Annotated in this window: 13 protein-coding genes, 1 other RNA gene and 1 pseudogene; 11 read left to right on the forward strand and 4 right to left on the reverse strand. The window is 62.7% G+C overall.

Going from position 1 to position 13,780, the window contains the following annotated elements; translation table 11 throughout:
* Positions 1 to 102 precede the first annotated feature (102 nt).
* From BLV09_RS29020 to BLV09_RS29040, 5 genes are all read left to right on the forward strand, one after another.
* A complete protein-coding gene (locus BLV09_RS29020) occupies positions 103 to 420 on the forward strand; it encodes a DUF4164 domain-containing protein (RefSeq protein WP_100385624.1) in 318 nt (105 codons plus the stop codon).
* Positions 420 to 803: a cell division protein ZapA gene (locus BLV09_RS29025; RefSeq protein WP_146689836.1), complete on the forward strand. Its 384-nt coding sequence runs from the start codon at positions 420 to 422 to the stop codon at positions 801 to 803. The genes BLV09_RS29020 and BLV09_RS29025 overlap by 1 nt, the downstream gene beginning before the upstream one ends.
* A 55-nt stretch (positions 804 to 858) precedes the next feature.
* Positions 859 to 1,019: non-coding RNA, 6S RNA (gene ssrS / locus BLV09_RS29030), on the forward strand.
* A 96-nt stretch (positions 1,020 to 1,115) separates the two neighbouring features.
* A complete protein-coding gene (locus BLV09_RS29035; RefSeq protein ID WP_146689837.1) occupies positions 1,116 to 1,703 on the forward strand; it encodes a 5-formyltetrahydrofolate cyclo-ligase in 588 nt (195 codons plus the stop codon).
* A gap of 1 nt (position 1,704) precedes the next feature.
* Entirely contained in the window at positions 1,705 to 2,529 is an 825-nt protein-coding gene (locus tag BLV09_RS29040; RefSeq protein WP_146689838.1) for a TIGR00282 family metallophosphoesterase, read from the forward strand.
* An 821-nt stretch (positions 2,530 to 3,350) separates the two neighbouring features.
* On the opposite strand, the gene BLV09_RS29045 is transcribed toward BLV09_RS29040, so the two are convergent.
* The 4 genes from BLV09_RS29045 to BLV09_RS29060 all read right to left on the reverse strand — a co-directional run bounded on the left by BLV09_RS29045 (position 3,351) and on the right by BLV09_RS29060 (position 8,996).
* A complete protein-coding gene (locus BLV09_RS29045) occupies positions 3,351 to 4,694 on the reverse strand; it encodes a c-type cytochrome (protein WP_146689839.1) in 1,344 nt (447 codons plus the stop codon).
* Positions 4,691 to 6,877, reverse strand: coding sequence for a xanthine dehydrogenase family protein molybdopterin-binding subunit (locus BLV09_RS29050; RefSeq protein ID WP_146689840.1), 2,187 nt, complete (start codon positions 6,875 to 6,877; stop codon positions 4,691 to 4,693). The genes BLV09_RS29045 and BLV09_RS29050 overlap by 4 nt, the downstream gene beginning before the upstream one ends.
* A 9-nt stretch (positions 6,878 to 6,886) precedes the next feature.
* Positions 6,887 to 7,351 (reverse strand): (2Fe-2S)-binding protein, encoded by a 465-nt coding sequence (locus tag BLV09_RS29055; protein WP_100387434.1) that lies wholly within the window; start codon positions 7,349 to 7,351, stop codon positions 6,887 to 6,889.
* Between the two features lie 217 nt (positions 7,352 to 7,568).
* The gene (locus BLV09_RS29060; protein ID WP_146689841.1) at positions 7,569 to 8,996 is read right to left on the reverse strand and encodes a methyl-accepting chemotaxis protein; all 1,428 of its coding nucleotides are present in this window, start codon (positions 8,994 to 8,996) and stop codon (positions 7,569 to 7,571) included.
* Between the two features lie 325 nt (positions 8,997 to 9,321).
* Here BLV09_RS29060 and BLV09_RS29065 point away from each other — a divergent pair, with 325 nt between their 5' ends.
* The 6 genes and pseudogenes from BLV09_RS29065 to BLV09_RS29090 all read left to right on the forward strand — a co-directional run bounded on the left by BLV09_RS29065 (position 9,322) and on the right by BLV09_RS29090 (position 13,651).
* Positions 9,322 to 10,068: a YebC/PmpR family DNA-binding transcriptional regulator gene (locus BLV09_RS29065; protein WP_146689842.1), complete on the forward strand. Its 747-nt coding sequence runs from the start codon at positions 9,322 to 9,324 to the stop codon at positions 10,066 to 10,068.
* Positions 10,069 to 10,238: 170 nt separating this feature from the next.
* On the forward strand, positions 10,239 to 10,766 hold the full coding sequence (ruvC, locus tag BLV09_RS29070) for a crossover junction endodeoxyribonuclease RuvC (protein ID WP_146689843.1): 528 nt from the start codon (positions 10,239 to 10,241) through the stop codon (positions 10,764 to 10,766).
* The gene (gene ruvA / locus BLV09_RS29075) at positions 10,763 to 11,380 is read left to right on the forward strand and encodes a Holliday junction branch migration protein RuvA (RefSeq protein ID WP_146689844.1); all 618 of its coding nucleotides are present in this window, start codon (positions 10,763 to 10,765) and stop codon (positions 11,378 to 11,380) included. Before ruvC ends, ruvA begins: the two co-directional genes overlap by 4 nt.
* Positions 11,377 to 12,426, forward strand: a complete 1,050-nt coding sequence (gene ruvB / locus BLV09_RS29080; RefSeq protein WP_146689845.1) for a Holliday junction branch migration DNA helicase RuvB — start codon at positions 11,377 to 11,379, stop codon at positions 12,424 to 12,426. Before ruvA ends, ruvB begins: the two co-directional genes overlap by 4 nt.
* 17 nt (positions 12,427 to 12,443) lie before the next feature.
* Positions 12,444 to 12,542: pseudogene (locus tag BLV09_RS29085) on the forward strand (acyl-CoA thioester hydrolase); the annotation flags it as partial.
* A 362-nt stretch (positions 12,543 to 12,904) separates the two neighbouring features.
* Positions 12,905 to 13,651: an isocitrate lyase/PEP mutase family protein gene (locus tag BLV09_RS29090; RefSeq protein WP_146691350.1), complete on the forward strand. Its 747-nt coding sequence runs from the start codon at positions 12,905 to 12,907 to the stop codon at positions 13,649 to 13,651.
* The last annotated feature ends 129 nt before the right edge of the window (positions 13,652 to 13,780 follow it).

Here is a 13,780-nt window from a genome sequence, read left to right on the forward strand (position 1 = left end):
GCGTTGGCCTCGCTTGCCACGTAAATTTCGCCGTGTAACCGCTTGCTGAGCCGTGGGATTTTGTCGCCCTGCGGCTGCTCATAAAAGGCCTGCACTGACCGCATGAGCGATCGTCCCTCCAACGGTTTCGGCGCTGCCGAGCCATCCTCAGTGGACATTGACGCCGCGACGCGGCGGCTGATGACGGCGCTTGATGCATTGGAAAGCGCGGTCGAGCGGCGTCGCGAGGCCGATCGTGACGAGAATGAACTGGCAAGCCGGATTCAGGCGCTGGGTGCGGATCGCTCGCGGCTCGCCGACGAACTCGACGGATCGCTGGTGAAAACGCGCCGGCTGGAGCGCACCAACCGCGAGATCGGCGAACGGCTGGATGCGGCGATCGAGACGATCCGCGCCGTGATCGATGCTGGAGAACTCTGATGAGCCACGTCAACGTCACCATCAATGGCCGGCAATACCGCATGGCCTGCGAGGAAGGGCAGGAGGCGCGGCTCCTGCACCTCGCAGAAGGCTTTGAGGATCGGATCGGATCGCTGCGCGGCAAGTTCGGCGAAATCGGCGACTCCCGCCTCACCGTGATGGCGGCGCTGATGGCCAGCGACGAATTGCTCGATGCCAACCAACGCATCGCTAGCCTTGAGCAAGAGCTCGAAGCCTTGCGCGATGCCCGCTCCACATCGGCCGATCGCGCCAAGGTGGTGCAAACCGCGGTCGCCAAGGCGCTCAACGCGGCCGCCGACCGTATCGAGAAAACCACGCAGGTGCTGAACCGCACCATCGGCGGCGGCGTCGCGATTGGTTGACCGCGGCTTGTCTTAAGCGCTGGCGGATCGAGCTAATCGTAGCTACATTGGCGGGGCGAAGCTGCGTCGCGCGTCAGGAGCCATATATCCCCGGGGCCTTATCGATCCTTTAGGGAACTGTCCCTGGCCGGGTCCGTGGATCCGGACATATGGTGCCCACCTACTTTCGTAGGGAACTCCGGGATCGAGCGCTCCAACGGCCATCGTGGCTTCGCACTTTTCTTTTTCCTGTGGCGGTTCTTTTAGCCTCCCTGCGAGGCGGGTGAGGTGAAGGCCACTTTCGCCGGTGATGACAGCGGAATATAACGCTGTATGGCCGCTACTCCCTCGACCCGGTCAAAGGCCGATCTGCGCGCCGCAGCGCTTGCGGCGCGCGATGCGTTGAGTGATCAGCAGCGTGCCGCCGCGGCCCAGTCTGTCGCCGAGCGTGGCATGCCGTTTGAGATCGTGCGCGACATGATCGTCTCCGGTTATTCCCCGATCCGCAGTGAGATCGATCCGACCCCCTTGATGCTGAAAGTCGCCGCGCAGGGCGCGCGGCTGGCACTGCCGGCTGTAACGGCACGCGGCCAGTCGCTTACATTTCGCGCATGGTCCCCCAACGACAGGATGCAGCTCGGATCGCTCGGTATCCTCGAGCCGTCGCCTGCTGCCGCCGAAGTCATTCCCGACGTGATGCTGGTGCCGCTGGCCGCGTTCGACCGTTTGGGTCACCGCATCGGCTACGGCGCCGGTCATTACGACTACACCTTCGCGCATTTGCGCAAGGTGAAAGCCGTCATCGGTATCGGTCTTGCCTTTGCCGCGCAGGAAATCGAGGCCGTCCCGGCGTTGTCGCACGACGTCGCACTGGATTATGTGCTAACGGAAACACGAATGTTCGATTTCCGGAGTTTTTAGCTTGCGTATTCTTTTCGTCGGTGACGTCGTCGGCAGGGCCGGTCGCACTGCCATCTCGGAATATCTGCCTGGAATGATCCGCGACTGGGCGCTCGATCTGGTCGTCGTCAACGGCGAGAATTCCGCCGGCGGGTTCGGTATCACCGAGGCGATCTACCAGGAATTCCTCGACGCCGGCGCCGACGCCGTCACACTCGGCAATCATTCCTGGGACCAGCGCGAGGCGCTGGTCTTTATCGAGCGCGCGCCCCGGCTCATTCGTCCCGCGAATTTTCCAAAGGGCACGCCCGGCCGCGGCGCCGCGCTGATCGACACCAAAAGCGGCAAGCGCGCACTCGTCATCAATGCCATGGGCCGCGTCTTCATGACACCGTTCGATGATCCCTTTGCCGCCATCAACCACGAGTTGGAGGCCTGTCCGCTCGGTGCGGCAGCCGATGCGATCGTGGTCGATTTCCACTGTGAGGCGAGCAGCGAGAAGCAAGGTATCGGATTTTTCTGCGACGGCCGCGCCAGCCTTGTCGTCGGCACCCACACCCATGTGCCGACCGCCGACCATCAGATCCTCTCGGGCGGCACCGGCTACATGACCGACGCCGGCATGACCGGCGATTATGATTCGATCATCGGCATGCAGAAGGAAGAGCCGCTGCGCCGCTTCACCTCGGGCATTCCGTCGGGGCGTTTTGAGCCGGCACTGGGCACAGCAACACTCAGCGGTGTCGCGGTCGAGACCGATGATACAACCGGTCTGGCGCTGCGGATCGCACCGGTGCGGATCGGTGGCCGGCTGGAAGAGGCGATGCCGGGGTTCTGGATGCCCTGAGAGTCTGACCGAAAATGCGACCAACTCGTAGGGCGGAATAGCGCTGGCGTATTCCGCCAATTCAAATTCCCTTGCAGCGCAATACGCTGACGCTATTGCGCCCGACGGTCCTGGATCTAGCCTTCGTCATTCCGGGATGGTCCGAAGGACCAGACCCGGAATCCCGAGATTCCGGATCGCCGCTTCGCGTCGTCCGGAATGACGATCGTATTTAATGGTTGCTACGGGTTGATTTGCAGACAGGTTGTTCAGCGATTCCGGTGTCCAGCCCCTTTCGCAAAAATATTTTCGTTCCGGTCCGACCCAAATCAACTTAACAACCCGCGCCATCCCGCACCCACAAGAGGGGCGTATCGCGATCGTCACGGACGTTGGGTGCGGGATGCGGTGGACGCGGCAGCCGCGAGAGACGAACGCTGTTGGCGTGGACGGCGAAGCCGTGTGGTCCTGACGCCCCGACGCTGGCGTCAAGTTGGCGATGATGCGTTCCGCATCACGCCGATGACGGTGACAACAAAGCCCGGTCACCGGGGAGAGCGCGGAGTAAGCCGTTAAAACCATTGCGCAGGGAAGGCCGGGTGCTCCGGTGAACCTGTGGCGACGAACTCGTGTGCTTTTTATTTTGCGCACGGGGCTGCGGGTGCAGCGGGCACCCGGCTTTCCCTGCGCCCTCTGTCATCGAGGGAGAGGATTTTGCAACAACTCGGGCGCTTCGCGCTGCGAGATGGCGGATGCCTGTCTTCTCCGTTGTTTGAAAATCGAATCGGAAATGACGCCTTCGCCGACGCTGTGGCGCGCAACCTGCGCTCCGTCAGCCTCGGTTACTGCGACACCTGCTTTCGTAGCTCAGTGACGTCCTGCGCCGTGAGCTTCGATCCCTTGCCGCCGAAGCGCGCCGTCACATAGTTAGCGACCGCCGCGATCTCGTCGTCGGAATAGGCGTCGCCGAAGGCAGGCATCGAGAGCGCGCCGTCCGGCGTATTCCGCCTGGTGCCGGCGATCACGATCTGCGCGACATTGGTCGCGCCGGGATCGTTCACCGCCCAGGCCCCGGTGAGCGTGGCAAACGGTGAGACCGGACTTTCGCCGGTCCAGCCGTGGCAGGAAACGCAGGCGCCCGCGAACACCATCTTGCCGCGCGCATCCGCCGTGACGCCGTCCTTGTGCGAAGCCGGCGCAGGCGGCGCCAGCGTCGCCGGCAGATCGGGCGATGGTGTCGGGGGCACACTGCGCAGATAGGCCACCACGGCGCGGATATCTTCCGGCGCTAGCTGGCTGAAGCTCTGGTCGACCGCTTCGCCCATCGGCCCCGACGCCGTGCCATGACCCGCCGCATGTCCGGTCGACAGATAAGCGATGAGATCGTCGTCGCGCCAGGCACCGATGCCGGTGGCCTTGTCCGAACTGATGTTGAAGGCACGCCAGCCCGCGGTGAGCGCGCCGCCGAATTTCTTGCGGTTGTCGAGCGCGAACGCCAGATTTCGCGGCGTATGGCATTCACCGCAATGCGCCAGGGCTTCCGCGAGATAAGCGCCCCTGTTCCATTCCGGGCTCTTCGATGTGTCGGGTTCGAACCGCGTGTCCGGATTGAACACCGCCGACCAGAACATCATGCCCCAGCGCTGGTTGAACGGAAACGTCAGCGTATTGGCGGGAGCGGCCGCGCGCACCGGCGGCAGGCTGAACAGATAGGCCTTGATCGCCAGCGCATCGGCGTCGCTGATGTAAGTGTAGGACGTATACGGCATCGCCGGATAAAGCCGCGCGCCGTCGCGGCGGACGCCGCGATGCAGCGCGTTCAGGAAGTCCTGATCGCTGTAATTGCCGATGCCGGTGTCTTTGTCCGGCGTGATATTGGTCGAATAAAGCGTACCGAACGGCAGCTTGAATCCGAGGCCGCCGGCATATTCCTGGCCGCCCTGGGTGGTGTGGCAAACCATGCAATCCGCGGCATGTGCGAGATAGGCGCCACGTTCAACAAGGCTCGCCTTGGCGAGCGCAACCGGTGTGCCGGTCGGATTGGCGGCTTTATAGTCCGCCAGTGATACTTTCGGGCCGTCCGAAAATGCCATCGGGCCTGGGCCACGGATGACCCAAAGTCCGATCGCCAGCGCTGCCACCACAATCGCGGCAACGCTGAGCAGGATCCGCGCGGTCGCGCTCATGCTTTTTTCCCCGCGATCAGGCTGCGGTCGATGGGCAATCTTCGCAGCGCAACCCCGGTCGCGGCGTAGATGGCATTGCGCAGCGCGGGCGAACTCGCCGTGACGCCGGTCTCGCCGATGCCGCCGGGCGCCTCGCCGCTCTTGATGACGTGCACCTCGATCTTCGGCGCCTGATCGATGCGCAGCATGCGGTAGTTGTTGAAGTTGGACTGCTGGACTCGCCCCTTGTCGATGGTGATCTCGCCATAGAGCGCGGCGGTGAGGCCGAAGATCAGCCCGCCTTCGAGCTGCGCCATGATGGTGTCGGGATTGACGGCGATGCCGGTATCGACAGCGGACGTGACGCGCCGCAGATGCACCTCGCCCTGTTCGTCGACTTCGGCTTCCACCACGGTTGCAATAAAGCTGCCGAACGACGGCTGTACGCACACGCCGCGTCCTACCCGCGCAGGCAGTGGCTGGCCCCAATTGGATTTCTCGGCCACCAGATCGAGTGCGGCCTTCAACCTCGGGTTTTTACCGAGCATGTCACGGCGGAACGCGACCGGATCCTTGCCCGCCTTGCGCGCGAGCTCGTCCATGAAACATTCGATCGCAAACACATTGTTGTTGGGACCGACGCCGCGCCAGAACCCGGTCGGCACCGCAGGCGGCTCGGACCGAACATATTCGACGTGGAGATTGGGAATGTCATAGGGAATATCGACGGCGCTATCGACTGCATCGATGTCGATGCCTTTCTGGAAGGCGGGCGGCAGCCAGCGTGCGATCACAGCCGATCCGGTGATGCGATATTTCCAGCCGACGATCTTGCCGTCCGACAGCGTCGCCGCAATCGTGTCGCGATAGACCGGGCGATAGATATCATGCTGGATATCTTCCTCGCGGGTCCAGACCACCTTGACCGGCCCATCGACATGCTTGGCGATGCGAACGGCTGCAACCACCATGTCGGGCTCGAGCCTGCGGCCGAAGCCACCGCCGAGCAGGTGATTATTCGCGATCACTTTCTCGACCGGAAGCCCGGCCGCTTTCGCCGCTTCCGACTGAACGCGCGAGATGATCTGCGTGCCGGTCCATAATTCGCAGGAATCCTGCTTGAAATGAACGGTGCAGTTCAGTGGCTCCATCGTCGCATGCGCGAGAAACGGCAACTCATAAGACGCTTCGACCTTGTCGCCGGTGGCAAGGCCCTTGGCGATGTCGCCGTCGGATCTTGCGACGACGCCGTCCTTTTCGCTGGCCGCGCGGATATCTTCCCAAATGTCTTTCGAACTGATGCGGGCGTTGGCGCCTTCGTTCCAGGTCACAACCAGGGCATCGAGACCTTTCTTCGCCGCCCACATGTGATCGCCGACTACCGCGACCAAATCGTCCAGCACCACGATTTGCTGCACCCCCGGAACCTTCTTGGCGGCGGTGTCATCGACGGTGCCGACCTTGCCGCCGAATACGGGACATGCGGCCAACGTCGCGAACTTCATGCCGGGAAGTATCGCGTCGATGCCGTAGACGGCCTTGCCGTTGACTTTGTCGGGGGTGTCGAAGCGCTTCAGCGGCTTGCCGATGAAGACGAAATCCTTGGGGTCCTTGAGCGCGACATCCTTTGGCGGGCTCTGGCTGCTCGCCGCCGTCGCCAGCGCGCCGTAGGAAAGCTTGCGGCCGCTTTCGGTGTGCGTGACCTCGCCTTTCGACGTCGTGCAGCTTGCCGGCTCGACCTGCCATTGCTGCGCGGCCGCCTGCACCAGCATGGCGCGCGCGCTGGCGCCGGCGTTGCGCAGCGGCTTCCAGAACGCCCGGATCGAATTGGAATTGCCGGTGACCTGAATGCCGAACGTCGGATTGCCGTAGAGCTTGTCGTTCGGCGGCGCGGGCTCCAGCGTCACCTGCGCCAGATCTGCATCGAGCTCTTCGGCCAAAATCATCGCCACCGCGGTGTAGACGCCCTGTCCCATCTCGACCTGCGGCATCACCAGCGTGGTATGGCCGGCGTCGTCGATACGGATGAAGGCGTTAGGCGCGAATTTGCCATCGGTCACGTCGGGCGGCTGCACCGGCTCGTTGACCGCAGGGGGAAGAGCACGGACGGGGAGATGGAAGGCGAGCAGGAAACCGCCTGCCAAACCGCCGGTAAGGAGCGCACGCCGTGAGACTGTGTCGGATATTTTCGCTGCGACTGTCATTGTGCCCTCCTACGACTGGCGACCGGAAGCAGCCTGCTTGATGGCTGCACGGATCCGCACATAGGTGCCGCAGCGGCAGATATTTCCGGCCATCGCGGCGTCGATGTCGGAATCATCCGGATTGGGCGTGGCCGCCAGCAGCGCCGCGGCCGACATGATCTGGCCCGATTGGCAATAGCCGCACTGGATCACTTCGAGATCAAGCCAGGCCTTTTGCACTTTCGCGCCGGCGGCCGATGCACCGATGCCTTCGATGGTGGTGACGGCGCGATCGCGCACCGCGCTGACCGGCAGCATGCAGGAACGCACCGGTTTGCCGTCGATATGAACCGTGCAGGCGCCGCATTGGGCAATGCCGCAGCCAAATTTGGTGCCGGTCATGCCGAGGATGTCGCGGAGAACCCAGAGCAACGGCATTTCGGCGGGAGCGTCGAAGGACTTCGTCTCGCCATTGATCGTCAGCGTGGTTGTCATCATAACCTCCATTGCAACGACCGCGGGCAGCGGCCGCCGTGGCGAAAGTCGCCATGGGCTGATCGAGAGAATGCGATTGGATTATATCCCGCTGCGCGACGCAAAGAAGCAGATATCTTTGCAACGCTGACTTGAATCGGCCGTGAAAGCGATTACGCGCGCAATTTTTCTTTCCGAGAAATTCGCCCGGCGATTGTTCGCATCTGATTTTTCTTGCTCAGGTTTGCCGAAAGCCCATGCGGAACGCGCCCCAATGGCGGCCGCGGACGTAAATCGGCGACGAGACGTCCTTCATCAGGACGAAATTGCCGCCGCCCATATCGCGGCGATAGGTTTGCAACAGGAACGGCTTGGTATTGTCAGCTACCTTGTGTACCGCGCGGTCGTTGAACAACCGCCTGTTGCGGCAGTTCGCATTATTCCAAACCGGGTCTGCGCCCTGCGGCAGGCGATAGTTCGGATTATGCGTGGGAAGATATCCGCCCTTTGCCCATGCGACGCAAAAGACGATCCGGGGGGCGATCTTTTGAATCGGATCCTGGATCGGCGGCAAGATCCGGTCGGTGAACGCGACATAGTCCGTGAGGTATTGCTTGGGATTGGTGCCCGGAATCTCGCGATAGTTCTCATCCAGCAACTGCGCGAGGCTGATGTCACCTCGCGCAAGACCCGCCTCGAACGCAGCGGCGATCTGCTTTGCGGTATCGACGGTGATGCGGATCAGCGGTGCATCTGAAGTTTCCACCCCGCTGTCGGCGATCAGCGAGATCAGCCCTTCGGAAAGGTCCAGCAGCCTCGCGACCCGGTCGTCGGCCTGCTTGAGATCGGTCGATGACAGATCGACGCCCTTGGCAAGGTGGCTGAGCTCGGAAATCACCATATCGCAGTGGGAGAGATTGGAAGTGGCTGCCTTGGCGACGCCATCGATTTCATGACCGACCGATGTGAAGCCGGTCTGCACCCGCATGATGATGTTCTGAATCTGCTCGGCGCCTTCGCCGGCGCTCTTGGCCCGCAGCGAGGCGTCGCCGCTCTCGCCGATCAAATTGCCGACCTGGCCGTCGAGATCGCGAACGGTGTCGCCGATCAGATGCGTCGCCTGGCGCGTCGCTTCGGCAAGGCTCTTCACCTCGCTGGCGACGACGGCAAAGCCTCTTCCCGCCGCGCCGGCGCGGGCGGCCTCGATGGTCGCATTCAGGGCGAGCAGGTTGGTTTGCTTCGCGATCGCTTCGATCGAGCCGGATACCTTGGCGACCTGCGCGAGCGCGGTTCCGACCGAACCAAGGCGGCGCTCGATGCGGCCGACGGCTTCGATCAAGGCGGCGATATGCTGGACCGCGGTCTCCACCGCAGCGCGCGACTGTGTGATTTCGCTGACGGCCGCCGATGTGGCGGACTGCACCGCGCCCGACGCTGTGGCGATGTCGTGATTGGCGGAAACCATCGTCTCCGCAGTCTTCTGCAGATGCCGGAAACGATCGGATTGGCTGGAGACGCGGCCCGCGACTTCCTGCAGGTTTCCCGCCACGTCGGCGAGCTCGACGCCAAGGCCGCCAATCCGGTTCGAAAGCTGATCGACCAGACGCTCGCTATCGGATGGCACCGTGGCGGCATCGTCCAACTTCACGAACTGCGTAACCGGCATTGCAGGACCTCTCCAGGTCGATACGCGGTTCAGAACTTTTGACTGCAGGCGTCATCAAGCCTGTACGCTTTGCGGAAGCTTCCGCCTGCGGCGGCCATTGACGCGGACGGACTTGCCGGTCTCGCGCACCCCTAAGGTGATGCCGTTGCGACCGTGATCGTCGCATCTCGGCGTGAACTCATGGTTAACAATTGCCTCATTCTCAGGCAGAAGGCACTACCGGTATACCGAAGGCTTGGGCAAATCTTTGATTTTGCCGGAATCCCGGCCTATAAGGCCGCGCTTTCCACCCCTGCATCCCCAAGACGAATCCAAGAGACCTCGCATGGCCGGCCATTCCCAATTCAAGAACATCATGCACCGCAAGGGGCGGCAGGACGCCCAGAAGTCGAAGCTGTTCGGCAAGCTGGCGCGGGAAATCACGGTAGCTGCGAAGCTTGGAACCCCGGATCCCGCGATGAATCCGCGCCTGCGCGCGGCGGTGGTCGCAGCGCGCGCGGAAAACATGCCGAAGGATAATATCGAGCGCGCGATCAAGAAAGCGCTCGGCGGCGAGGGCGATAATTACGACGAGATTCGCTACGAGGGGTACGGCCCGGGCGGCGTCGCCGTGATCGTCGAGGCACTGACCGACAACCGCAACCGCGCAGCCTCCGATATCCGATCCTACTTCACCAAATCCGGCGGCAATCTGGGTGAAACCGGTTCGGTGGCCTTCTTGTTCGATCGCACCGGCGTCATCGAATATGACGCCAGCGTCGCATCTGACGACGCAATGCTGGATGCGGCCATCGAGGCCGGCGCCGACGACGTTGCCTCCAGCGAAAGCGGCCACGAGATCTATGCGTCGCAGGAGACCTTCCGCGACGTCGCCAAGGCGCTGGAAGCCAAGTTCGGCGAAGCGCGCAAGGCCGCGTTGACCTGGAAGCCGCACAATACGGTCGCGGTGGACGACGAGACCGGCGAGAAGCTGTTGAAGCTGATGGACCTGTTGAACGAACATGACGACGTGCAGAACGTGTTCGCCAATTTCGAGATTTCCGACGCGCTGGTCGCCAAGATGGGCGGGTAGGACGCCGTCATTGCGAGGAGCGTAAGCGACGAAGCAATCCAGACTGTTTCCGCGGGCGGATTTCTGGATTGCTTCGCTTGCGCTCGCAATGACGAATCAGGGCCAGCACCGCGGTTGATAGCGGACCACCTGCGCTAGGCTCGAGACTTCACCATGGGTTATAAAAGCCCATGACATCACCGCCGATTCGCCATCCCGTCCGTATCCTTGGCATCGATCCGGGCCTGCGCCGCACCGGCTGGGGCGTGATCGAGATCGACGGCAACCGGCTGACCTTTGTCGGCTGCGGCTCGGTGGAACCACAGGACGACCTGCCGCTGGCGAGCCGCCTGCTGGCGATCCATGAGGGGCTCGCCACTGTGCTCGGCGACTTCCAGCCGGCCGAAGCTGCGGTCGAACAGACTTTCGTCAACAAGGACGGCGTTGCCACGCTGAAGCTCGGACAGGCGCGAGGCGTTGCGATGCTGGCGCCGGCGATATTCGGGATATCGGTCGCGGAATACGCCCCGAACCAGGTGAAGAAGACCGTGGTCGGCGTCGGCCACGCCGACAAGAATCAGATTCTGATGATGTTGAAGATTCTGCTGCCGAAGGCCGAGCCGAAATCCGCCGACGCTGCCGACGCCTTGGCCATCGCCATCACGCACGCGCATCACCGCGCCAGCGCGGCGCTCAGGATGAAGGTCATGAGCCTATGATCGGCAAGCTCAAAGGCCTGATCGACAGCTATGGGGAGGATTACGTGATCGTCGACGTCGGGGGCGTCGGCTATCAGGTGCACTGTTCGGCGCGGACATTGCAAACGCTGCCGTCGCCCGGCGAGGCCGCGGTGCTGTCGATCGAGACCTATGTGCGCGAGGACCAGATCAAACTGTTCGGCTTTCGCAGCGACATCGAGCGCGAATGGTTTCGCTTGCTGCAGACCGTGCAGGGCGTCGGCGCGAAAGTGGCGCTTGCCGTGCTCTCAACCCTGCCACCGGCGGAGCTAGCGAACGCGATCGCGCTGCGCGACAAGGCCGCGGTGACGCGCACGCCGGGCGTCGGCCCGAAAGTCGCCGAGCGTATCGTCACCGAACTGAAGGACAAGGCGCCGGCCTTCGCCAATGTCGACCCGGCGTTGGTGCATCTTTCCGGCGCGATCGACGATCAACGCGCGCCGCGTCCGGTCACCGATGCAATTTCGGCGCTGGTCAATCTCGGCTACGGCCAGCCGCAGGCGGCCGCCGCCATTGCGTCCGCCTCGCGAAGCGCCGGCGAGAATGCGGAGACCGCGCAACTGATCCGGCTCGGCCTGAAGGAGCTGGCGAAGTGAGCACGCCCTCCCGCATTGTCGCCCCCGAGCGCCGCGCCGACGATGTCGGCGACACCGCGCTGCGTCCGCAATTGCTGTCGGAATTTGTCGGACAGCAGCAGGCGCGCGCCAATCTCTCGGTCTTCATCGAGGCGGCGCGCAAGCGAGGTGAGGCGCTGGACCATGTGCTGTTCGTCGGTCCTCCCGGGCTCGGCAAGACCACGCTGGCGCAAATCGTCGCGCGTGAACTTGGCGCCGGTTTCCGCGCCACGTCCGGTCCCGTGATCGCCAAGGCGGGCGATCTCGCAGCACTTCTCACCAATCTCGAGGAACGCGACGTGCTGTTCATCGACGAAATCCACCGCCTCAGTCCCGCGGTCGAGGAAGTGCTCTATCCCGCGATGGAGGATTTTCAGCTTGATTTGATCATCGGCGAAGGCCCGGCGGCGCGTTCGGTCAAGATCGAGTTAGCAAAGTTTACGCTGGTCGGGGCCACCACGCGCGCCGGTCTCCTGACCAATCCGCTGCGCGACCGTTTCGGAATTCCGGTGCGGCTGAATTTCTACACCGAAGAAGAGCTGGAGAGGATCGTCACCCGCGGCGCGCGCGTACTCAACATTGGCATGACGCCTGACGGCGCCAACGAAATTGCGCGCCGCGCCCGCGGTACGCCGCGCATCGCCGGACGGTTGTTGCGGCGGGTGCGGGATTTCGCCTCGGCCGCGGACGCGGTCTCGATCGATCGCAAGATCGCCGACAACGCGCTCCGCGCGCTGGAGGTCGATGCCGCCGGCCTCGATGCGATGGACCGGCGTTATCTCACCACCATCGCGATCAATTACGGCGGCGGTCCGGTGGGCGTGGAGACCATGGCGGCGGCGCTGTCCGAACCGCGCGATGCGATCGAGGACATCATCGAGCCGTATCTCATCCAGTGCGGCTATCTGCAGCGCACGCCGCGCGGTCGGCTTCTGACCTCGCATGCCTTCCGCCATCTCGGCCTTGCTGAACCCGCCCGCGATCCGGCGCAGTTCGGATTGTTTGGCAGCGCGGAGGACGAGCAGTGACCGATATCGGTCTGCCGATGACGGCGCATCTCGACGGCGCGATCCGCGACGGTCGCCATCACATGCAGGTCCGCGTCTATTACGAGGACACCGATTTAGGCGGCCTCTTATCGCATCTGGCCTGGCAATCGCGCGCACCGCTTCGACGCGATAGAGCGGACTGCCACCCCTGGGGAGGCGGTAATATCCAGCGCAGCCATGTCGTTCATCACCCTTGGCAGCAAGACTTCTGGGCGGGCGAGAGAGCTACTCAAGCGATGTTCTATCGATAGATAGAGGTTGACAGAGATGGACAAGAGTCGTATCAAACCATCGATCTATCGATAGATATATTACGCAGCGGCGCGTGGCAGTTGATCGTGGCCCGTCGCTCAGTGCTGCGCGGCGGGTCACGGTCGCCGGCGTACGCAAGCAAGACTTCGAGTCCAAGTCTGTCTGCGATTTCACCATCGTGCAATCTATTGAACGGAGGATGACAGTGAGCCAGATCAAGAAAGCTAAACAATTTGCGGCCCTTCACGTCAAAGGGACGCCAGTGATACTTTATAACGCGTGGGATGCAGGCAGTGCGAAAACGATCGTCGAGACCGGTGCGGAGGCGATCGCGACGAGCAGTTGGTCTGTCGCCACTGCGCAGGGGTATGAGGACGGCGAGGACCTTCCGCTTCCGCTTGCCGAGCAGATCGTCGAGCGGATCGTGGCGGCAGTTGACGTGCCCGTGACCGTCGACTTCGAAGGCGGCTACAGCGACGATGATCGCAAACTAGCCTCGAACATCTCCAAGCTGCTTGATCTGGGAATCATCGGGATCAATTTCGAGGACCGCGTGGTTAAGGGGAAAGGGCTCTACGACGTTGATCGGCAGGCGAAGCGAATTGCGGCGATCCGACATGCTGCCGAACACAAGGGCGTTCCTCTCTTTATCAATGCGCGGACCGATGTGTTCTTAGGTAACAGCGGCGATGTCGACGAAGCCCTGGAGAGAGCGAAGGCATACGCGTCGGCCGGCGCGTCCGGCTTCTTCATTCCCGGGCTGACCGAGGCCGACCATATCCGTCGGATTGCTGAGGAAGCGAAGCTGCCGGTCAACGTCATGGTCATGGAAGGCGTCCCATCGAATGACAAGCTCGCGAAACTAGGTGTCGCCCGCGTGAGCTATGGGCCGATTCCGTACATCGAGGCGATGGAGGCTCTCCAGAAGAAGGCAAGCAAGCTCTTTTCGTAATCTGCATGCGACCTCTGGAGGTCGGCCAAACCCGCGACGCCCTTGCAAGGATTGTGAGTAAATTTGCGCCGCGAAGATAGGCCAACTTCCGCAGCGCCGTTTGCCCAGATATCCTCATCTTCGTCTCGC

The sequence above is a fragment of the Bradyrhizobium canariense genome, assembly GCF_900105125.1.
In the GTDB taxonomy this organism is placed as follows: domain Bacteria; phylum Pseudomonadota; class Alphaproteobacteria; order Rhizobiales; family Xanthobacteraceae; genus Bradyrhizobium; species Bradyrhizobium canariense_A.